20 protein-coding genes are annotated in these 21114 nt (G+C 70.6%); 6 read left to right on the plus strand and 14 right to left on the minus strand.

Annotated elements, in window-relative coordinates; translation table 11 throughout:
* The first annotated feature begins 124 nt into the window (after positions 1-124).
* From ACTWQI_RS14010 to ACTWQI_RS14025, 4 genes are all read left to right on the plus strand, one after another.
* A complete protein-coding gene (locus tag ACTWQI_RS14010) occupies positions 125-1321 on the plus strand; it encodes a S8 family peptidase (RefSeq protein WP_443270366.1) in 1197 nt (398 codons plus the stop codon).
* A 348-nt stretch (positions 1322-1669) separates the two neighbouring features.
* Complete coding sequence (locus tag ACTWQI_RS14015) at positions 1670-2743, plus strand: glycosyltransferase family 2 protein (protein WP_443270367.1); 1074 nt, start codon at positions 1670-1672, stop codon at positions 2741-2743.
* A gap of 49 nt (positions 2744-2792) precedes the next feature.
* Positions 2793-3332: a DUF1697 domain-containing protein gene (locus ACTWQI_RS14020; RefSeq protein WP_443270368.1), complete on the plus strand. Its 540-nt coding sequence runs from the start codon at positions 2793-2795 to the stop codon at positions 3330-3332.
* Positions 3333-3462: 130 nt separating this feature from the next.
* Positions 3463-4380 (plus strand): arginase family protein, encoded by a 918-nt coding sequence (locus ACTWQI_RS14025; protein WP_443270369.1) that lies wholly within the window; start codon positions 3463-3465, stop codon positions 4378-4380.
* Position 4381: 1 nt separating this feature from the next.
* Here ACTWQI_RS14025 and ACTWQI_RS14030 read toward each other — a convergent pair whose 3' ends face one another.
* The 12 genes from ACTWQI_RS14030 to ACTWQI_RS14085 form a co-directional block, all read right to left on the minus strand.
* On the minus strand, positions 4382-5152 hold the full coding sequence (locus tag ACTWQI_RS14030; RefSeq protein WP_443270371.1) for a sirohydrochlorin chelatase: 771 nt from the start codon (positions 5150-5152) through the stop codon (positions 4382-4384).
* A gap of 14 nt (positions 5153-5166) precedes the next feature.
* Entirely contained in the window at positions 5167-6081 is a 915-nt protein-coding gene (locus tag ACTWQI_RS14035; protein ID WP_443270372.1) for an ABC transporter permease, read from the minus strand.
* The gene (locus ACTWQI_RS14040) at positions 6068-6871 is read right to left on the minus strand and encodes an ABC transporter ATP-binding protein (RefSeq protein WP_443270374.1); all 804 of its coding nucleotides are present in this window, start codon (positions 6869-6871) and stop codon (positions 6068-6070) included. The genes ACTWQI_RS14035 and ACTWQI_RS14040 overlap by 14 nt, the downstream gene beginning before the upstream one ends.
* 61 nt (positions 6872-6932) lie before the next feature.
* Entirely contained in the window at positions 6933-8057 is a 1125-nt protein-coding gene (locus tag ACTWQI_RS14045) for an aliphatic sulfonate ABC transporter substrate-binding protein (protein ID WP_443270375.1), read from the minus strand.
* Positions 8058-8270: 213 nt separating this feature from the next.
* Complete coding sequence (locus tag ACTWQI_RS14050) at positions 8271-9620, minus strand: sulfate adenylyltransferase subunit 1 (RefSeq protein WP_443270376.1); 1350 nt, start codon at positions 9618-9620, stop codon at positions 8271-8273.
* A gap of 2 nt (positions 9621-9622) precedes the next feature.
* Positions 9623-10558, minus strand: coding sequence for a sulfate adenylyltransferase subunit CysD (gene cysD, locus ACTWQI_RS14055; protein ID WP_443270378.1), 936 nt, complete (start codon positions 10556-10558; stop codon positions 9623-9625).
* Positions 10559-10730: 172 nt separating this feature from the next.
* Positions 10731-11276, minus strand: coding sequence for an adenylyl-sulfate kinase (gene cysC / locus ACTWQI_RS14060; protein ID WP_443270379.1), 546 nt, complete (start codon positions 11274-11276; stop codon positions 10731-10733).
* A 20-nt stretch (positions 11277-11296) separates the two neighbouring features.
* On the minus strand, positions 11297-12004 hold the full coding sequence (locus tag ACTWQI_RS14065; RefSeq protein ID WP_443270381.1) for a phosphoadenylyl-sulfate reductase: 708 nt from the start codon (positions 12002-12004) through the stop codon (positions 11297-11299).
* Positions 12001-12183 carry a hypothetical protein gene (locus ACTWQI_RS14070; RefSeq protein ID WP_443270382.1) on the minus strand — a complete coding sequence of 61 codons (183 nt, stop codon included), beginning with the start codon at positions 12181-12183 and terminating at the stop codon, positions 12001-12003. The genes ACTWQI_RS14065 and ACTWQI_RS14070 overlap by 4 nt, the downstream gene beginning before the upstream one ends.
* A 148-nt stretch (positions 12184-12331) precedes the next feature.
* On the minus strand, positions 12332-14029 hold the full coding sequence (locus ACTWQI_RS14075; RefSeq protein ID WP_443270384.1) for a nitrite/sulfite reductase: 1698 nt from the start codon (positions 14027-14029) through the stop codon (positions 12332-12334).
* A gap of 201 nt (positions 14030-14230) precedes the next feature.
* The gene (locus ACTWQI_RS14080; RefSeq protein WP_309471194.1) at positions 14231-14314 is read right to left on the minus strand and encodes a putative leader peptide; all 84 of its coding nucleotides are present in this window, start codon (positions 14312-14314) and stop codon (positions 14231-14233) included.
* Positions 14315-14518: 204 nt separating this feature from the next.
* On the minus strand, positions 14519-15178 hold the full coding sequence (locus ACTWQI_RS14085; RefSeq protein ID WP_443270385.1) for a class F sortase: 660 nt from the start codon (positions 15176-15178) through the stop codon (positions 14519-14521).
* A gap of 333 nt (positions 15179-15511) precedes the next feature.
* Here ACTWQI_RS14085 and ACTWQI_RS14090 point away from each other — a divergent pair, with 333 nt between their 5' ends.
* Positions 15512-16255, plus strand: coding sequence for a hypothetical protein (locus ACTWQI_RS14090; protein WP_443270386.1), 744 nt, complete (start codon positions 15512-15514; stop codon positions 16253-16255).
* 48 nt (positions 16256-16303) lie between these two features.
* Here the strand turns inward: ACTWQI_RS14090 and ACTWQI_RS14095 are convergent, their stop codons facing one another.
* Positions 16304-17608, minus strand: coding sequence for a GAF domain-containing protein (locus tag ACTWQI_RS14095; protein ID WP_443270387.1), 1305 nt, complete (start codon positions 17606-17608; stop codon positions 16304-16306).
* Positions 17609-17889: 281 nt separating this feature from the next.
* On the minus strand, positions 17890-19566 hold the full coding sequence (locus ACTWQI_RS14100) for an acyl-CoA dehydrogenase family protein (protein WP_443270389.1): 1677 nt from the start codon (positions 19564-19566) through the stop codon (positions 17890-17892).
* Between the two features lie 18 nt (positions 19567-19584).
* On the opposite strand from ACTWQI_RS14100, the gene ACTWQI_RS14105 reads away from it, so the two are divergent.
* On the plus strand, positions 19585-20811 hold the full coding sequence (locus ACTWQI_RS14105) for a YihY/virulence factor BrkB family protein (protein ID WP_443270392.1): 1227 nt from the start codon (positions 19585-19587) through the stop codon (positions 20809-20811).
* Positions 20812-21114 lie beyond the last annotated feature (303 nt).

The following is a 21114-nucleotide window of genomic DNA, read 5'->3' on the forward strand; positions in this document are numbered from 1 at the left end:
GGGCATTGAATTGTACGCGCCAATAAGACAGGGTTTCGAGCCACCCGGGTGCGGATTTTCCCGTGCACCGGGGCGATTGCAGCAACTTCAACCCCCCACACAGCAATCGAGGAGACCCCTCTTCATGGCTACACACAAGCGTTACAGCAGGCGTCGGCTCGCCGTGGCGATATCCGCCGCGGCCGCAGTGATCGGCGGGGCCACCCTGCTGACCCTCCCGGCCGGTGCCGCCCCCGCCGAAGGCAAGATCTACGGCGCGAACGCCGAAACCGCCATCGATGGCAGCTACATCGTCCTTCTCGACGAGAAGGCCGACAAGAGCGACCTGGCCGAGGAGTACGGCGGCAAGCTCAAGCGCAGCTACTCGTCCGCGATCAACGGTTTCTCCGCCAACGGCCTGACCGAGACCGAGGCCAAGCAGCTCGCCGCCGACCCGTCCGTCGGAAAGGTCGTGCAGAACAAGAAGTTCAGCATCAACGCCACCCAGGAGAACCCGCCGTCCTGGGGCCTGGACCGCATCGACCAGGCCGACACCGAGGGTGACAAGAAGTTCACCTACCCCGACGCCGCCGGCGAGGGCGTCACCGCGTACGTCATCGACACCGGGGTGCGGGTCAGCCACAAGGACTTCGAGGACCGGGCCAGCCACGGCTTCGACGCCATCGACGGTGACGAATCGGCAGACGACGGGAACGGCCACGGCACCCACGTCGCGGGCACCATCGCCGGTGCCGAGCACGGCGTCGCGAAGAAGGCCAAGATCGTGGCCGTCCGCGTCCTGGACGACCAGGGCTCCGGTACCACGGAGCAGGTCGTCGCCGGCATCGACTGGGTCACCAAGAACCACCAGGGCCCGTCTGTGGCCAACATGAGCCTGGGCGGCGGGGCGGACGAGGCCCTGGACGCGGCGGTGCAGAAGGCGATCGCCGCCGGCGTCACCTTCGGTGTCGCGGCCGGCAACGAGTCGGCCGACGCAGGCGAGGGCTCCCCGTCCCGTGTGAAGGAAGCGATCACCGTCGCCTCCAGCACCGAGAACGACGAGCAGTCCGACTTCTCCAACTTCGGCAGTGTGGTGGACATCTACGCGCCGGGTTCGGAGATCACCTCCGCGTGGAACGACAGCGACGACGGCACCAAGACCATCTCGGGCACCTCGATGGCCACTCCGCACGTCGTGGGCGCCGCCGCCGTCTACCTCGGCAGCCACAAGGAGGCCACTCCTGACGAGGTGGCCACCGCACTGACCGAGGGAGCCACGCCGGACAAGATCTCCAACCCGAGCGAGGGCACTGCGAACAAGCTCCTGAAGGTCGTCGAGTAACTCCTCGCGCAGCACAGCAGCACAGCAGCACAGCAGCACACGGCAGAACGCCGGCCGCCGCGCCTTCCCCCACGGGCGTAGCGGCCGGCTCCGTTTTTCGGGGCGCTGCGCGGATCGAGGCCGAGTTATCCACAGGACGTAGCGCGGTGGAGCGCAATGTGGCGAAGACGGCTACTGTCAGTGATGAACGACGTGACGAACCGACGTCACGTCATGGGGAAGCAGGGGGCGGGGGAATCGGGATGCACGGGGGTCTGCCGTTTATCGGCTTCAGCACCGTCGTCTACGGCGTCATCGGACTGGCCACGGTCGTGGGCAGCGGAGTTCTGAAACTCGGGGGAATCAGCCATGCGGAGCGTCACGGTCATCGTCCCGGCACACAACGAGGAGCAGGGCCTTCCGGCCACTCTGGAGTCCCTGTCCCGGCAAACGGTCCCGGCGGATGAGGTCATCGTCGTCGACGACGGCTCGACCGACCGTACGGGAGAGGTGGCGGCGGGCTTCGGCGTGACCGTGCTGCGGCCGCCGCGCAACCTCGGCAGCAAAGCGAAGGCGCAGAACTACGCACTGCCGCACTGCGACACCGATCTGGTGCTCGCCGTCGACGCCGACACCGTGCTCGCCCCGGACTACATCGAGCGGATCGGGCCGGCGTTCGACGACCCGGGCGTGGTCGTGGCGGCGGGCAATGTGCAGACGCGTTTCACGCGAACGGTCTGGGAGCGCGGTCGATCGGTCGAGTACCTCTTCGGATTCCACTGGCACCGGCCGATCCAGAACCGCGCCAACAGCCCCATGGTCTGCTCGGGTTGCTGCTCGGCATTCCAGCGCGACGTCCTTGTGGCGTCCGGGGGCTTCCCCGAGCGCACGATCGTCGAGGACATGGACTTCACCTGGTCCCGGCAGATCGAGGGCCGAAGAGCCGTCTACGTGGGCGAGGCGGTGGCCTGGGCGGCCGACCCGGAAACCCTCAGGTACCTGCGCAAGCAGGTGTGGCGCTGGATGGCGGGCTTCTGTCAGAACGTGCGCCTGCACATGGGGTCACTCGTCACCAGAAAGCCGCTGCTCGCCCTGTGGATCCTGCTCGCGTTGCTGGAGATCCTCACGGCGCCGCTGTGGTGGGCGACGCCCTTCGTCCTCGCGGCGACGACGGAACAGTCTCTGGCATCGGCGATGGCGTGGTGGGTCGCCGCCGAAGTCCTACTCACGGCACCCCCTCTTGTCTACGCGGCCCACCGCCGCAGACTCTCCGTCCTCGGCGTCCTGATGAACATCCCCTGCGTCTACCCGACCAAGGTCGTCAACCTCTACTACGCCTGGAAGGCCCTGGTGGTCGAGCTCCTCCTGGTCCCGCTCCGGCTGTCCCGCGGACTGACGGTGTACGAGAAGGGCCGCGCGTCCACACCCTGCGCGGCACGGTGAGCACCCGTGTGCGGGGGCAGGGCGGGCCGGATTCCCGTAGGGTGCCCGCGTGACGACGTACGTGGCGCTGCTGCGCGGCATCAATGTGGGTGGCCACAAGAAGGTCCCGATGGCGGCTCTGCGCGAGCTGCTGACCGATCAGGGGTACGGCGAGGTCCGCACGCTTCTGCAGAGCGGAAACGCCGTGTTCACCGCTTCCGAGAAGGCCCCGGCCGCCCTGAGCCGCGAAATCCAGCAGGCGATCGAGGAGAGTTTCGGCTTCGAGGTGCGGTGCGTCGTCCTCAGCGCGGCGGAGCTCCGCGGAGTTGTGGAGCGCAACCCCTTTCCGCGCTCCTCGTTCGAGCCCTCGAAGTTGGTGGTCATCTTCCTGTCCGGGCCCGTCGACCCGGAACGGCTGAGCGGTATCGATCCGCAGGGATATCTGCCGGACGAATTCCGCCTCGGAGAGCGCGAGATCTTTCTGCACTGCCCGAACGGGCTCGGCAGGAGCAAGCTGGCCGACGTTCTCGGCGCCGCCGACCTCGGCGTCACCGCCACCGCCCGTAATTGGAACACCGTCACCAAGCTCGTGCTGATGACGGAGAGCTGACCGAGCCGGCCCTCAGTGGTGGCGTCCGGAGTGCTGCCGCCAGGAGAAGGCACCGGGCTCCGGTACGGCGCCGGTCGCCGCGGCCGGTCGTCGGATTGCCGCCACACCCGCGCACGGCGAAACTGGCCGTGTGACCGCCGCTCGCGAGATCGCGCTGGTGGGAGTGCCCATCGACTGTGTGAGCATGCCCGAACCCGGCGACCCGCCCCTCGGCACCGAACTGGCGCCGGCCGCCCTGCGTGCCGCCGGCCTGGCGAAGGCCGTCGCCGCCGTGACGGATCTCGGTGACCTCGACGTGCGGCTCGTCGGGCGCGACAGGGACGCGGAGACCGGTGTCCTGGGGTGGCCGTCGGTGCGTGCCACGACCCGGGCGCTGCGGACACGGATCGGCGCGCTCGTCCGCGACGGCCCGGTGCCGCTCATGCTCGGCGGCGACTGCAGCCTGCTGCCAGGAGCGCTGGCCGGCGCCCGCGACGCCCTGGGAACCGTGGGTCTGGCCTATCTGGACGGACACCTCGACCTCTACGACGGACGGACATCGCCCACGGGCGAGCCTGCCGACATGCCGCTCGCCGTGGTCATCTGCACCGGCCCGCAGGCATGGTCCGCCGAAGTGGCCGCGCCCCTCGTGGCATCCGACCGGCTCGCCCTGCTCGGGCCGCGGGACCGCGCAGAAGCCGCTGAACTGTCCTCCACGCTGCCCGAAGAGGCCGGACTACGGGCGGAACTGGCCCCCGCGGACCTACGGCGGCAGGGCATGGCCCAGGCGGGGGCGGAGGCTCGGGACCGACTGGCCGCCGGCACACCGGGCCGCTACTGGGTGCATCTCGACGTGGACGTCCTGGACGAGCGGGTCTTCCCTGCAACCGACTACCTCATGCCCGGAGGGCTGACCCTCAGTGAACTCAGCGAGCTCATGAAGCCGTTGACCACCGACCGGAATCTCGCGGGCCTCTCGCTCGGCTGCTACAACCCGGCCAAGGACCCGGGCGGATCCGGAGCCGAAGCGCTCGTCGCGCTGCTCGGCGACCTGCTGGGCAGACCGTGACTCAGGCGATCAGCGCGGCCGGCCGGCGTGCCGCTCGCGCCCCGTCATAGCGCTGGAGCAGGAGCCGGGCCAGCTCGGGGGCCGGGCCGAGGACGCCGGCCAGCACGTTGGCCCCGGCTCCGCGCGCGCCTGCCGCGATCCGGTCGGGCAGCCGGCCGGGGGCGATCACATACGGCGCGACCGCGATGCGCTCGATGCCCTCGGCGCGCAGCTGCCGCACCGCGTCCTCGGTGCGGGGGACCCCCGTCACGGGGACTGAGGCGGAGGCGAACGCAGGCCGCACGGCGCACCAGCCGGTGTGCCGCCACTCCCGCGCGATGTCAGCGATCACTGCGATCGCCTCCGGGTCGGAGGAGCCCGCCGAGGCCAGGACGACCCCGGTCGAGCGTCGGTCGCCGGGGCGCACCCCGGCTTCGTACAGCCGCCGTTCGAGGGTGGCGGTGAGGAGTGGGGACGGGCCGAGGACGTCCGACTGCTGAATGGACAGCCGCGGGAGGCGGGCCTCGGCCTCACGCAGAACCGACGGGATGTCTGACTTCGCGTGGAAGGCACGGGTGAGGAGCAGCGGCAGCGCCACCACATCCCGTTCACCCTCAGCCGCCAGCCGCTCCAGTACCTGAGGCACCCTTGGGGCGTTGAAGTCGAGGAAACCGGTCTCGACCCGCAGCCCCGGCCGCAGCGACCGTACGCGCTCGGCGAGCGCGGTGACGGTCGCCGCGTGCCGCGGGTCGCGGCTGCCGTGGGCGACGATCAGCAGAACGGGGTGGTGCATGACAGTACGGTTCCTCAGCGGGTACTCACGAGCAGGCCCCGGCTGCGCAGCACCCGCCGCTCGATGGGGGCGAAGACCAGCAGCTCGATGCCGATGCCGACGACCAGGATGAGCAGGATCGCGGCGAGGACGGTGGACATGTCCGAGAAGACCCGGCCGGTTTCCAGCAGCTGGCCGAGACCGGCGCCGAGGTCGGGGGACTTGGCGATGATCTCGGCGGCCATCAGGGAGCGCCAGGAGAAGGCCCAGCCCTGCTTGAGACCGGCGAGATAGCCGGGCAGAGCGGCGGGCAGCAGCACATGCCGTACTCCGTGCAGCCCGGTGGCCCCGATGACCCGGGCCGCCCGGAGGTGCAGCGGCGGAATCTGATCGACACCGGCGACCAGACCGTTGGCGATGGACGGCACCGCGCCGAGCAGCACGACGGCGTAGATGGTCGCGTCGGTGAGGCCGAACCAGATGATCGCGGCCGGGACCCAGGCGACGGACGGCAGCGACTGCAGTCCCGAGAGGATGGGGCCGATCGCGGCCCGCACCAGCCTCACCCGGGCGACGATCAGACCGAGTGGCGTGCCGATGACCAGGGACGCGGCGAAGCCAAGCGCACCACGGGACACGCTCTGCCAGATGGTGTCCAGGATGGTCCCTTCGTACCACCGCTCGGCGAGGACGCCCCAGACCTCGAGCGGGCTGGGCAGCATGTGATGCGGCTGGACCTCGAGTACATACGCGAGCTGCCAGACGGCCAGGACGACGACGATCGCGGTGAGCGGCGGAAGCGCCTTGGCCACGACGGTACGAGCGAGCGGCTGCCGGCTGATCACCGTACTGTCGAGGGCGTCGAGGCCAGCCTCCAGGCCGGCGAGATCGCCGCCGTCCGCCGAGACCCGGGCCTGGGTGGTGTCGGGTCGGGTATCAGTGCTGGCCATGTCGGCGGATCTCCCCCCGCAGCTGTTCGGTGATCTCCACGGACAGGCTGGCGACCGCGGCATCCTCGATGCGGCGCGGCTGCGGGATGTCGACCTGCCACTCGCGGGCGATGCGTCCCGGGCGGGACGACAGCAGCACCACGCGCTGCGCGAGGCGGACGGCCTCACGGACGTTGTGGGTGACGAAGAGGACCGAGACGCTCGTCTCCGCCCAGATCCGGGTCAGCTCCTCGTGGAGCACATCGCGGGTGATCGCGTCGAGCGCGGCGAACGGCTCGTCCATCAGCAGCAGTTGGCTGTCCTGGGCGAGCGCCCGGGCCAGCGCGACGCGCTGCCGCATACCGCCGGACAGCTCGTGCACCCGCTTGCCGTACGCGCCCTTCAGCCGGACGAGCTCAAGCAGCCGCTCGGCCTCGTCGCGGCGCTCGGACTTGGGCATGCCCCGCATCTTCAGAGCGAGTTCGACGTTCCTGCCCGCGGTGAGCCAAGGGAAGAGGGCGTGCTCCTGGAACATCAGGGCCGCTCGTCCGCCGGGCACCTCGATGGTCCCGGCGGACGGCTTGTCGAGCCCTGCGACCAGATTGAGCAGGGTGGACTTCCCGCAGCCGGAGGCTCCCAGAAGGGTGACGAACTCACCCGGAGCGACATCGAGGGTGATGTCGTCCAGTACGAGCTGCTGGGCACCGGGCCGGCCGAAGGACTTCGAGACGTGCTCGATCCGGGCGGCGTAGGACGGGACGACCGGGTCGGTGTCGGCGATTCTCGCGGCCTTGATGAGTGTGGTGGGCATGGGTGTCACCTCCTGGGTGGGGGTGCCCCCAGCGTCAAGCTGGGGGAGGTCGTCGGTCCGCTTACTGGACGCCGAGACCGGCGTCGTCTACCTGTGGCAGTCCTTCGGCCTTCAGCACCTTGTTGAGGAGCGTGAGGTCGTAGATGCCTTCGAGCTTCGGGTCCTTGAGCAGGCCTGCCTTGACCGCGTGGTCGGCCTCGGTCTGCAGGGTCGAGGCGAGTGGATCATCGGTGAGGTCGACATGCTCGAACGCGGGGTCGAGGACCTCGTCGGGCAGCGCCTTGCCGGCCTCCTTCTGCAGCTTGGCGTTGATGACCTGCTTCGCCTCGTCGGGGTTCTTCCGGATCCAGGCGTTGGTCCGCACCGAGCCGCGCAGCACGGCTTCGACCACGTCCGGGTGCTGCTTGAGGAACTTCTGGGAGACGATCACGTTCGTGATGACGAACTTGCCGTCCTTCCAGAGCTTCTGCTCGTCGAGGAGGACCTTCCCGCCGCTCGCGACGAGTTTGGCGGCGGTGGGCTCGGGAACCCAGGCGCCGTCCAGGTCGCCCCTCTCGAAGAGCGCGGGCGTCTCCTTGTTGTCGACGCGGAGGACGGACACGTCGCCCTTGCCGGTCTCGGGGTCGACCTCGAGCCCCTTCTCGGACAGGTAGTTGAGGAGTGCTACGTCCTGGGTGTTGCCGAGCTGCGGGGTGGCGATCTTCTTGCCCTTGAGGTCGTCCAGGGACTTGACCTTCTCCGGGTTGACCACGAGCGATACGCCGCCGGACGCCGAACCGGAGATGATCCTGAGGTTGTTGCCCTGGGACTTGGTGTAGCCGTTGATCGCCGGGGAGGGACCGATCCAGCCGATGTCGATGGAGTCGGCGTTGAGTGCCTCGATCTCGGCGGGGCCCGCGTTGAAGACCGCGGGCTCCACCTTCGTACCGCCGAGCTCCTTCTGGAAGAAGCCCTTCGCGTCACCAACGAGCGCGGTGGCGTGCGTGGTGTTGGCGAAGTAGCCGATGCGCACCCGGTCGAGGCCGCCGAGCTTCTTGCCCTTCGCGACCGGGGCCGGGTCGTCCTTCTGTGCCTTGGAGCCGTAGCCGCAGGCGCCCAGGGCGCCGATGAGGAGCGGGAGGGTGACGGCAGCCGCGAACCATCGGTGACCGGCTGGTCGAAATCGGGTGGTGCGATCGGCAGACACGGGAGGGGTTCCTCTCGTAGGGGCCGGTGCGTACGTCAGGTGACGCCCGGCGGTTCAGGGGGGATGTCGGAGTCGATGGTGATGCACGGCTGCGTGGTGCTCAGTCGTCAGCACACACATCGTCCGACTCCGCCCGTACCGCTGCCGAGGACACCGCTGCCTACGCGGCCGCCCTCCTTCGCGAACGTGGAGAACACATCGATAGTGGTCATGTCAGAAGTCCCACCCGTCGTCATCGGCCTCGTCCTTAACCGGCTCCGGGGAGGCGAAGGACTCGCCGACCATGCCCGCGGTGAGCGTGGTGCCCTCGGCCGGGTCGATCAGGATGAACGAACCCGTGCGGCGGGAGTCGGCGTAGGAGTCGACCGGCAGTGGCTCCGCGGTGCGGATCTTCACACGGCCGATGTCGTTGGCGACGAGCTGTCCCGGGTGCGGGTGCAGCGACAGGTCGTCGAGCGTGAGACGGGACGGGATGTCCTTGACGATCGCCTTGACCGTGCGGGTGCCGTGCTTGAGCAGCACGCGGTGACCGACGGTGAGAGGCTGGTCGGCGACGTGGCACACGGTCGCCTCGATGTCCTGCGTGGTCGTCGGCGCGTCCTTAGTCGGCACGATCAGGTCGCCGCGCGAGATGTCGATGTCGTCCTCCAGCAGGACGGTCACCGACTGCGTGGTCCAGGCGACGTCGACCGGCTTGCCCAGCAGGTCGATGCCGGAGATCCGCGAGGTGCGGCCCGACGGCAGCACGGTGACCACCTCGCCGATGCGGAAGGTACCGGCGGCGATCTGGCCCGCGTACCCCCGGTAGTCCCGGTCCTTGGCGGTCTGCGGCCGGATCACGTACTGCACGGGCAGCCGGGCGTGGCAGTGGCTCAGGTCGTGGCTGACCGGAACCGTCTCCAGGTGCTCCAGGACCGTCGGGCCGCCGTACCAGTCCATGTGCGCAGACGGCTCCACCACGTTGTCGCCGGCGAGTGCCGAGATCGGGATCGCGGTGACCTCCGGGACGCCCAGCTCGGTCGCGTACGCCGTGAACTCCTCGGCGATCGCGGCGAAGACCGGCTCGGCGTAGTCGACCAGGTCCATCTTGTTGACCGCCAGCACGGCATGGGGCACCCGCAGCAGCGCGGCGATGGCCGCGTGGCGGCGGGTCTGCTCGACCACGCCGTTGCGGGCGTCGACCAGGATCACGGTCAGCTCGGCCGTCGAGGCACCGGTGACCATGTTGCGGGTGTACTGCACATGGCCGGGGGTGTCGGCGAGGATGAACCGCCGCCGCGGGGTGGCGAAGTAGCGGTAGGCCACGTCGATGGTGATGCCCTGCTCCCGCTCCGCGCGCAGCCCGTCGGTCAGCAGCGCCAGGTCCGGGGCCTCCTGCCCGCGGCCCAGGGAGGCGCGCTGCACGGCCTCCAGCTGGTCGGTGAGGACCGACTTGGAGTCGTGCAGGAGCCGGCCGACGAGCGTCGACTTGCCGTCATCGACGGACCCGGCGGTCGCGAACCGCAGCAGCGTGGTCGCCGACAGGCCGGCGAGCTGCTCGGAGGTGCTGGTGGTGCTCGTCATGGCTAGAAGTACCCCTCGCGCTTGCGGTCTTCCATCGCGGCCTCGGACAGCTTGTCGTCGGCGCGGGTCGCGCCCCGCTCCGTCAGCCGGGATGCGGCGATCTCGGCGATCACGGCGTCCAGCGTGGTGGCGTCGGAGTCGACGGCGCCGGTGCAGGACATGTCGCCGACCGTGCGGTAGCGGATGAGGCGCTTCTGAGGCGTCTCGCCGTCCTTGGGGCCGCCCCAGTCGCCGGCCGTCAGCCACATGCCGCTGCGCCGGAAGACCTCGCGCTCGTGCGCGAAGTAGATCTCGGGAAGTTCGATGTTCTCGCGGGCGATGTACTGCCACACGTCCAGCTCGGTCCAGTTGGACAGCGGGAAGACCCGGACGTGCTCGCCCGGCGCGTGGCGGCCGTTGTAGAGCTGCCACAGCTCGGGCCGCTGGCGGCGCGGGTCCCACTGCGAGAACTCGTCCCGCAGGCTGAACACCCGCTCCTTGGCCCGCGCCTTCTCCTCGTCGCGCCGCCCACCGCCGAAGACGGCGTCGAAGCGGTGCTCCTGGATTGCCTCGGTGAGCGGCACGGTCTGCAGCGGGTTGCGGGTGCCGTCGGGGCGCTCGCGCAGCTTGCCCGCGTCGATGTACTCCTGCACGGACGCGACATGCAGGCGCAGCCCGTGCTTGGCCACCGTGCGGTCGCGGTAGTCGAGGACCTCGGGGAAGTTGTGCCCGGTGTCCACGTGCAGCAGCGAGAAGGGGATCGCGGCCGGTGCGAACGCCTTCAGCGCCAGGTGAAGCATGACGATCGAGTCCTTGCCGCCGGAGAAGAGGATCACCGGCCGCTCGAACTCACCCGCCACCTCGCGGAAGATGTGCACCGCCTCGGACTCCAGAGCGTCCAGGTGGCTGAGCGCGTACGGGCTGTCGGTGTCCTCGACTGTGCCGGCGACGGTCGTCATGCTGCACCCCTTTCGTTCTCCCCCAGAGCTGACGCCTGGGCGGTGCCCCCATCTCCGCCCGCGCGGCGCAGAGGCGCGGCAATCGTCGTCATCAGCGGCCGGGCGGCCGCGCAAAAGGAAAGGGCGCCTGGCGCCTTCCTTGCAAGGGCGGTGGTGGGCGACGGGCGGGCGCTCACAGGAGACCCCTCTCGGTGAGCAGTGCATGCAGCGCGGCGGCGGACTCCTGCACGGTCTGGTCCTGCGACTCGATCCGCAGGTCCGGCGACTCCGGCTCCTCGTACGGGTCGTCGACCCCGGTCAGCCCCGAGATCTCGCCCGCGGCCTGCTTCGCGTACAGACCCTTCACGTCACGCACGGAGCACACCTCGACGGGGGCCGCGACATGCACCTCGAGGTACGGGGTGCCCTCTGTCTGGTGGCGCTTGCGCACCGCCTCACGGGAGTCCGCGTACGGCGCGATCACCGGGACCAGCGCCTTCACGCCGTTGCTGGCCAGCAGTTCGGCGACGAAGCCGATCCGCTGCACGTTGGTGTGCCGGTCCTCGCGGGAGAAGCCGAGCCCGGCGGACAGGAACTCGCGGATCTCGTCCCCGTCCAGCACCTCCACCCGGTGCCCCTCGCCCCGCAGCTGCTCCGCCAGCGCGTGGGCGATCGTGGTCTTGCCCGCGCTCGGCAGACCCGTGAGCCACACCGTGGCGCCCAACTCTGGCCCGCTCATCGATATCTCCTGGTCCGTCATCAGCCATGCAGCCCGCACTCGGTCTTGCTGCGGCCCGCCCAGCGGCCGGCCCTCGCGTCCTCGCCCTCCAACACCCGGCGGGTGCAGGGCGCGCAGCCGACGGAGGCGTAGCCGTCCATCAGCAGCGGGTTGGTGAGCACGCCGTGCTCCGTGACGTAGGCGTCCACGTCGTCCTGCGTCCAGCGGGCGATGGGGGAGACCTTGACCTTCTGCCGCTTGACGTCCCAGCCGACGACCGGGGTGTTCGCCCGGGTCGGGGACTCGTCGCGGCGCAGGCCGGTCGCCCATGCGTCGTACGCCGTCAGGCCCTCTTCCAGCGGCTTGACCTTGCGCAGGGCGCAGCACAGGTCCGGGTCGCGGTCGTGCAGCTTCGGCCCGTACGCGGCGTCCTGTTCGGCGACCGTCTGGCGCGGCGTGAGGGTGATGACGTTGACGTCCATCACCGCCTCGACCGCGTCGCGGGTGCCGATGGTCTCCGGGAAGTGGTAGCCGGTGTCCAGGAACACCACATCCACGCCCGGGTGGGCGCGGGAGGCGAGGTGTGCCACGACCGCGTCCTCCATGGAGGAGGTGACGCAGAAGCGGCTGCCGAAGGTGTCGGTGGCCCAACGCAGGATGTCGAGCGCGGACGCCTCTTCCAGGTCGCGGCCCGCCTGCTCGGCCAGCTCCTGGAGCTCGACTGCGGTGCGCTGCTGTGCGACTGTCATGCCGTGGTGCCCCCTTCGTCGCGGTTCCGCTGCAGGCCCCTGGCCAGCAGCCCGAGGAACGACAGACGGAACGCGCGGTTGCACGAGGCGCATTCCCAAGCGCCGTGGCCCTCTTCGGACGGACGCAGGTCCTCGTCCCCGCAGTACGGGCAGTAGAACGGTGCGGCACGCTCACTCATGCTGCGCCCCTTTTGCTCTCCCCCAGAGCTGACGCCTGGGCGGTGCCCCCATCTCCGCCCGCGCGGCGCAGAGGTGCGGGGGTCGTCGCTGTCTGCGGCCCGGCGGCCGCGCGTGCTCCCCCAGCTACCGCTGGGAGGTGCCCCCTGCTCACGACAAATCCGCCTCACTGGCCCGGGCCGCCCACTGGGCAAACCTTTCTCCGTCCTCGCGCTGCTCCTGGAACCGCTTCAGCACGCGCTCGACGTAGTCGGGCAGCTCGGCGGAGGTCACCTTCAGGCCCCGCACCTTGCGGCCGAATCCGGGCTCGAGGCCGAGGGCACCGCCCAGGTGCACCTGGAAGCCCTCCACCTGGTTACCGTCCTTGTCCAGGACCAGCTGGCCCTTGAGACCGATGTCCGCGACCTGGATACGCGCGCAGGCGTTCGGGCAGCCGTTGACGTTGATGGTGATCGGCTGGTCGAACTCGGGGATACGGCGCTCCAGCTCGTCGATCAACGACGCGCCGCGCGCCTTGGTCTCCACGATGGCGAGCTTGCAGAACTCGATACCGGTGCAGGCCATGGTGCCGCGCCGGAAGGGCGACGGCTTGACCCGCAGGTCCAGTGCCTCGAGCTCTTCGACCAGCGACGCGACCCGGTCCTCCGCCACATCGAGCACGATCATCTTCTGCTCGACGGTGGTACGGACCCGGCCGGAGCCGTGCGCTTCTGCGAGTTCGGCGATCTTCGTCAGGACGGTGCCGTCGACGCGGCCGACGCGCGGGGCGAAGCCGACGTAGAACCGGCCGTCCTTCTGGCGGTGCACGCCGACGTGGTCGCGCCACTGCTCCACCGGCTGGTCCGGCGCGGGGCCGTCGACGAGCTTCCGCTGCAGGTATTCGTCCTCCAGTACCTGGCGGAACCGTTCTGCGCCCCAGTCGGCGACCAGGAACTTCAGCCGGGCGCGGGTGCGCAGCCGGCGGTAGCCGTAGTCGCGGAAGATGCCGATGACGCCGCCGTAGACATCCGGCACCTCGTCCAGCGGCACCCAGGCGCCGAGCCGGACGCCGATCTTGGGGTTGGTGGACAGACCGCCGCCGACCCACAGGTCGAAGCCGGGCCCGTGCTCGGGGTGGTTCACGCCGACGAACGCGATGTCGTTGATCTCGTGGGCCACATCCAGCAGCGGTGACCCCGAGACGGCGGACTTGAACTTCCGCGGCAGGTTGGAGAAGTCCTTGTTGCCGATGAAACGGCGGTGGATCTCCTCGATGGCCGGGGTTCCGTCGATGATCTCGTCCGCGGCGATGCCGGCGACCGGCGAGCCGAGGATGACGCGCGGTGTGTCGCCGCACGCCTCGGTCGTGGACAGGCCGATGCCTTCCAGCCGCCGCCAGATCTCGGGCATGTCCTCGATCCGGATCCAGTGGTACTGGATGTTCTGCCGGTCGGTGATGTCCGCGGTGCCGCGGGCGAACTCCTGGGAGATCTCACCGATGACCCGCAGTTGTTCAGTGGTCAGCCGGCCGCCGTCGATCCGGACGCGGAGCATGAAGTACTCGTCGTCCAGCTCCTCCGGCTCCAGGATCGCGGTCTTGCCGCCGTCGATGCCCGGCTTGCGCTGGGTATAGAGGCCCCACCAGCGCATCCGGCCCCGGAGATCGGCGCCGTCGATCGAGTCGAAGCCGCGGTGGGCGTAGATCGTCTCAATGCGTGTCCGCACATTGAGACCGTCGTCGTCCTTCTTGGTCTGCTCGTTGGCGTTGAGCGGGGTGAAATGACCCTTGGCCCACTGACCTTCGCCGCGGTGGCGGCCGACCTTGCGGCGGGTCGTGGCAGCGGTGGCGCGATCTGGGCTGGCGGCCATGGGGTTACGTCCTTCGGGGCGGTTCACAGGGCGGCTGACGGCTCGCGGCACGCTCCTGACCTGCTCGGACGCAGGCATCCGCGGCGCGGTGGGAGATCACACACGCTAGCGGGGATCAGGGGTGTTCGCTCGTCTGCGGCGGTGGTAACGGCGTTGGGTGCGGGTGCTGTCCGGGGCCGGAAGCCCCTCATCGATGCAGCATCAGCCCGCCGGACAGATGGCGCTGGACATGCGGCCGAGGTCGACGTGCCGCCGACTCACCAAGGCAATTCCAGCTCGAGACATGACGGAAGGGTGTCACGCGGGCCTTTGGAGCGTCCACCGGTATCCATTATGTGGACAGCTATGTCCCGTTTGGCGAGACGGTGTGTCGCCGGTCACGCAGACCCTCGCTTCCAGGATGACAGGGGCGGGACGCGCGTTCGCCACGGGCCGGGGTGTCCTCCTCGACCCGGCCACGGGCCGTGGCATCCGTCCGCTGCAGCCGGATCACCGCACCTGGACCAGCCTGGCGAACACGACGACGTTCCCGTCGTAGCCACCCGCCTCGGAGAAGTCACCGCCGCACGTGATGACCCTCAGTTCAGGATGCCCGGTGTCGTCGTACACCCGGGGCGCGGGGAAGGACTCCTTGGCGAACACCTCGATGCCGTACATCCCGAACACGGCGGTCCGCCCGTCCTTCCGGACCACCTCGACGCGGTGGCCCTTCTTCAGGGCCCCGAGGTCGTAGAAGACGCCCGGTCCCCTGGCGTTGTCCACGTGCCCGACGACGACCGCGGTCCCCTTCTCACCCGGGGTGACGGCGCCCTTGAACCACCCTGCGAGATTCCGTTCCTTCGTCGGCGGGGAAGCGAGCCAGCCCTCCGCGTCGAGACCGACCGCCGTCAGCGGGGCGTCCACTCTGATCGCGGGGATCTTCACCCGCGCCGGCGGGGACCCGGGCAGCGCGGCGGGCGACGGGGGAAGCCCCAGGACCGAGACAGCTGCGGAGTCACCGGTCGGCTGCGGCGGCCCGGACGCCTCGTGCACCCCGTTACGCAGTAAAGCCACACCGACGAGGAGAACGAGCGCCATCAGGCCCCAGGGTGAGCTCTGTCTCCGCTCCTGCCCGTAGGCGCCGCGGATCTGGCGGTCCGTCGCCGGCATGTCTCTCCCCTCGGCCCGCGCCGTACGGGTGGGGGCACCATACGTCTGAACCGCACGGTAGGCCGGGCACGTTCGCGCTGCGACAACAGACGGGCGAACGGGTGGCGGGCTCGCGAGTGCGCTCCCGGCAGCGCCTCGCGGCCGCCGCCGGATGGCGTACCGCCGCATGCGTGCGAAGGAGAGCGGCGCGAGCGTGAAGGTGCGCGCCCGCGCCCGTGGGAGGACCTCCCCCAGCTACCTCCCCCAGCTACCGCTGGGAGGTGCCCCCAGGGAGGTGCCTCCCTCCCCTCGCGGCCGGGACGGCCGCACGGAGCACGTCCACCGGAGGAGTCCATGCTGCACGCCACCCGCACCGCCGCTGCCGCCGTCCTGGCCGGAGCGGCGTTCGCCGTGCCCGCTCCGCTCGCCGCGGCGGACCCCGGGGACGCGGGCCCGAGCAACATCGTCGTGCGACCGGACACGGTCGAGCAGGGCGGCTCCGTGACAGTCACGGTCGACGGCAGGTCCTGCCGCGGCGTCCGAAGGGCGTACGACGCCATCGTCGAGTCCAACGCCTTCGCGCGCACGCAGCTCGAAGGCATGCCGCACGCGGCGGCCTCGGTCGCCCGCCCGGAGGTCTTCGCGGCGGTGGAGCCCGGCCGGCACACTGTCGCCGCCACCTGCGGCGGCAAAACGATCGTCGGCGGTCACTTCCAGGTCGTCCGGCGAGGGGAGCCGGGGGCGGCGGGGGAGCGTGACGCCGCCGGAGCCGACGTGCAGGAGGGCGATGGAGGCGCGATGACGAGCCCGACCGCCGTCGAGGAGGACAGCGGCGCGGCCGGTGACCACTCGGCGGGCGGCGAGGACGACCCGGGGACGACCCCGCGCCGCGATGCAGGACCGGCGCCGCGCTTCGCCCCCGGTGCCTCGCCGAGTGTTCCGGCCGCAGTCCCCGAGCACGGTGTCCGGGCCGGTGTCGGCAGTTCCGAGCGCGTGCATCCGCTGGCGGTGGGGCTCGGCATCGGTCTAGTCGTCGCGTCCGCGGTGGCCGTCGGCTGGTGCCTGGTACGCCGGCGCACACGCGGGGACTTCCGCTGAGAGGGGGAGTGGGGCGCGCGAGAGGTCGTCGTGGCGACCCCGGACCGGTCAGGGCACCCGGGGTGAGGAGCGCGCGGCGAGCACCGCGGGGGCGCTCGAATGCGGCAGCAGGTCTTCCGGTTCGGCGGGTTCCAGCAACTCCACGCGGACTCCGTCGGCGAAGCGGTACGGCCGGTGGTCCAGCACTCCCGAGAGTGTTCGCCGGACCCGCGACAGTTCGGCCCGTACCGTCACCGTGCGGGTGGCGTCCCCGAACAGATCCGCGGCCAGCTGCGCGGCCGTGCGTCCCTCCGGGTGCCGGGCGAGGACGTACAGCAGCTCCGCATGGCGCGGCGTCAGATCCTGGGCCCAGCTGCCCGCCCCGCCGGAGACGGACACCGTCCACTGCCGGGGCTGTCGCAGGTCCAGGACGACGCGGCTCGCCTCCGTCCCCTGTTCCCTGCCGCCCGGCCCGTACTCCTCGACCCGCACGAGCCAGCCGTCCGGCAGCGGTTCCACCGCACACATGCCGAGCGAGGCGAGCCAGACCCGTCCCGGTCCGAAGGCCTTGGGCAGGGGCACCCGGTCGACCGGCAGCATGCCGGTGACTCCGGCCGTCCAGCCGTTGCGGTCGACCGCGAGCGCCCGGCCGCCCACCCGGGCCAGCACCGGTGCGGCCAGCGACCGCAGCCGGTCGATCGACTCCCGGTGCCGCTCCCGCATCTCCCCCTCGGCGACCCTGGCGACCGCGGTCACCAGCGCCAGGGTCGCGGGACGGATGGCGGCGGCCGGGCCGCTGATGTCCGCTATGCCCAGCAGCCGGCCGTCGCGCGGGTCGCGTACCGGAGCTGCGGCGCAGGACAGCGGGTGATAGACGCGGACGAAGTGCTCGGCGGAGTGCACCTGAACGGGGCCGCGGGCGACCAGTGAGGTCCCGATGGCGTTGGTCCCGGCCACCTCCTCGGTCCAGCTCGCACCCACGCTGAAGCCGAGGTGGTCCGCCTTCCTCTGCACCGCGAGATTGCCGTCCCGCCACAGCACGCGGCCCTCGGCATCAGTGATGACCATGATGTGCCAGGCCTCGTCCGCCGCGGCCTTCAGCCCGTCGCGCAGGGTCGGCAGCACCGCGCCCAGCGGCGAGGACTGGCGCCGGTGCTCGACCTCGTCCAGCGCCAGCAGCCCCGAGTGGGCGCCCTGGTCGGGGTCGAGGCCGTGCCGCCGCACGCGCCGCCACGACTCGCTGATCACCTTGCGCGGCCGATACGGCGGCGACTCGCCGGACAGCGCCGCCGCGTGGACGCCGCTGAGGAGGTGGGAGGCGTGGTGTGGCTCCATGGCGGAGAGCCGGGTCATGTCCAGCGGTTCGTCGTTCACGGATCGTTTCTCCGAAAGACCGGTCTGATCGCTGCAACCTCCCTATCCTCCCGCCGGATCCGGCTCCCCACACCCCTTGGGAGCAAGTCCTGCAACTCCTCGCAACGTTTGTCCCCGGCTCCCCTCGGGACGAGAGTGGCCAGTACGCCGCTCGATGCGCACGGCTGTCCGCAGCGGTGGCGTTCCCCGGACGAGGGTGGTGCCGTGTCGGCGCAGCACCACCCTCGGTTCCGGAGGGAGCGGCCGGCACCTCCCCGCGCGAGCCCTGGCGAAGGGCAGCCTCAGACCGGCACCCGCGCCCGGTCCACGATCGACGCCAGGTCCAGGGTGTGCGGGAGCGTGCCGAACGCTGCGCCCCCGTCCCGTCCCAGCCGGGAGGCGCAGAACGCGTCGGCCACCGCCGGCGGTGCGAACCGTACGAGCAGCGACCCCTGCAGCGTGAGCGCCATCCGCTCCGCCAGCCGCCGCGCCCGGCTCTCGATCCCGCTCAGATCGGCCAGTTCGGCGAGCATGTCCTTGATCGCGCCGTCCAGCCGGTGGTCGGCGCCGCGCGCCCGGCCGAGTTCGGTCAGGAAGGCGTCCAGTGCGGCGGGTTCGCGCTGCAGGGCGCGCAGCATGTCGAGCGCCTGGACGTTCCCGGCGCCCTCCCAGATCGAGTTGAGCGGCGACTCGCGGAGCAGTCTCGGCATCCCCGACTCCTCCACGTAGCCGTTGCCCCCCAGGCATTCGAGGGCCTCGGCCACCAGCGGAGTGCAGCGCTTGGTCACCCAGTACTTGGCAGCCGGCACCGCAAGCCGGAGGAGCATCCGCTCGCCCTCGTCGCCCCCATCGGCCTCACCACCGCCGGTTCCGGGGCGGTACGCCGCGTCGTAGGCCGCCGCCAGCCGCAGGGCCAGGGTCGTCGCCGCCTCCGACTCCAGCGCCAGGTCCGCCAGAACGTTGCGCATCAACGGCTTGTCGATCAACGGGCCGCCGAAGGCGCTGCGGTGCGCGGCGTGATGCACGGCCTGGGTGACCGCCTGCCGCATCTGCCCGGCCGCACCGATCACACAGTCCAGCCGGGTCGCCGCGACCATGCCGATGATGGTGCTGACACCGCGGCCCTCCTCGCCCACCCGGCGCACCCAGGTCGTCCCGTCGAACTCCACCTCGGACGAGGCGTTGGAGCGGTTGCCCAACTTGTCCTTCAGACGCTGGATCCGGAAGGAGTTGCGGGTGCCGTCCGGGAGGACGCGGGGGAGCAGGAAGCAGGTCAGGCCCCCCGGAGCCTGAGCGAGGACCAGAAAGCCGTCCGACATCGGTGCCGAGCAGAACCACTTGTGCCCGGTGAGGACGTACTCGCCTGCTGCGTCCAGCGGCTCGGCGCGCGTGGTGTTCGCCCGCACATCCGAACCGCCCTGCTTCTCCGTCATGGCCATCCCGAACAGGGCGCCGGGCTTCCCTTCCGGGGGCAGCAGCTCCGGCTCGTACACCCGCGAGGACAGCCGCGGCTCCCATACGGCGGCCAGCTCCGGCTCCGCCCGGAGCGCCGGGACCGCCGCGTGGGTCATCGACACCGGGCAGCAGTGGCCGGCGTCGGTCTGCGTCCACACCAGGAAGCCCGCCGCGCGGCGCAGGTGCCCGTCCGGCCGAGACCAGGCGTCGGTCAGCCCGTACGCGAGCGCCTTGCCCATCAGGCGGTGATACGAGGGGTGGTACTCGACCTCGTCGATGCGGTGGCCGTAGCGGTCGTGGGTGTGCAGGGCGGGTGGCTGGTCATTGGCCTGCCTGGCCCACTCCTGGACCTGGGCCGAGCCGGCCGACTGCCCCAGCTCGCTCAGCTCCCGCAGGATTCCGGCCGACCGGTCGCTTCCGGCATGGCGAGCGGTGCCCTCGGCGAGGGCGGCGTCCGAGGCGAAGACGTCGTAGCCGACCAGAGGCGGGGGTTGATTGGTGACGGTGTGAGTCGAGGCTCCCATGGCAGATACGTTAAGGAGGTGCAAGCAGCCGAGTCATCCCCCAGGCGGTCTACTGGCCGCCTGCGTCGTGCCCGTGCCCTTTATCCGCATGTGTCCAAGCGTAAGGTGGCATGGCTGCTTCTGAAGGACACGGTCAACTCCTGCATCGAGTACCGCATCCTCGGCCTCGCCGCGGAGGCGGCGTTCTTCACCCTGCTGTCGCTGCCGCCGCTGCTCCTCGGCCTGATCGGGCTCCTGGGCTACCTGGACTCCTGGATCGGGACCGAGACGATCGACAACATCCGGCAGAACATCCTCACCGCGTCCGGGACGGTGCTCTCCGACCGGGGCGTGGACCAGATCGCCCGGCCGCTGCTGGACGACGTCACGAGCGGTGGCAGACCGGACGTCATCTCGCTCGGTTTCGCCTTCGCCCTGTGGTCCGGCTCCCGGGCCGTGAACGTCTTCATCGACACGATCACCGTGATGTACGGGCTGGACGGCGTGCGCGGGATCGTCAAGACCCGGCTGCTCGCGTTTCTGCTCTATCTGATCGCGCTGAGCGTCGGGGCGGTGGTGCTGCCGCTGATGGTGGCCGGTCCGGACGCCGTCATGGACATCGTGCCGTGGAGCGAGGCGGTGGTACGGGTCCTGTACTGGCCCGTGGTCCTCGTCCTCTCGGTGGTCTTCCTGACCACGCTCTACCACGTGTCCGTACCGGTCCGCTCCCCCTGGGAGGAGGACATTCCGGGTGCGCTGGTGGCGTTGGCGATGTGGGTGCTCGGCAGCTTCCTGCTGCGCATCTACCTCATCAGCACGGTCGAAGGACCGACCATCTACGGCTCGCTCGCCGCGCCCGTGGCGGTCCTGCTCTGGATCGGCGTCTCCGCCTTCGCGGTGCTGGCCGGTGCGGCGGTGAACGCGGCGATCGACCGGGTCTGGCCGTCGGTCGCCACGGCCGCGGCACGTGAGGCGAACGAGCGGGTCCGGGAGGAGGCGGCCGCGGAGCTGATCGCCCGGGCGGCGGCGCAGCGCGCGGCCCGCGCCCGCGGGGACGACGTGGACGGGCTGGACGGCGACTGGGACGAGTCCATGGACTGGCCGGACACCGAGCCGCCGTCCGAATTCCCCGAACGCTGGGCGCAGTTCCTGCCCCCGGACGACATCCGCTCGAGACTGCACGCGAAGCGGGAGCGCGGCGAGCGCGACGGCTCGCCGGGCAAGGAGTCGGCCGCCGAGGGAGCGGGACACCACGACGCGCCATGAGCCGCCCGGCGGGGGCGCGACGGGAGGGGATTTGCCGCGCGGTCCGGCGGCGGGAAAAGCGGTGGCACCGGGGTCTGCGCCGCGGCTAGGGTCGGCCCGACGGCGACGTTCGGTCCGCCGTCGCACCGAGCGAGCCGGCACCGGGCCCAACCGTCCGGAGGCGCGCGAGGTTCAACACTGCCGTGAGGTTCAGCAGGAGGTGAGGACGATGACGGTCGCCGTGAAGGGCACTGCCCGCATCCAGCAGACCATCCTCCCCACCACCGTGGTCTCCGGCTGACCTCACACACTTCCCTCCGCGGC

The organism is Streptomyces sp. KR80 (genome assembly GCF_052245555.1).
In the GTDB taxonomy this organism is placed as follows: domain Bacteria; phylum Actinomycetota; class Actinomycetes; order Streptomycetales; family Streptomycetaceae; genus Streptomyces.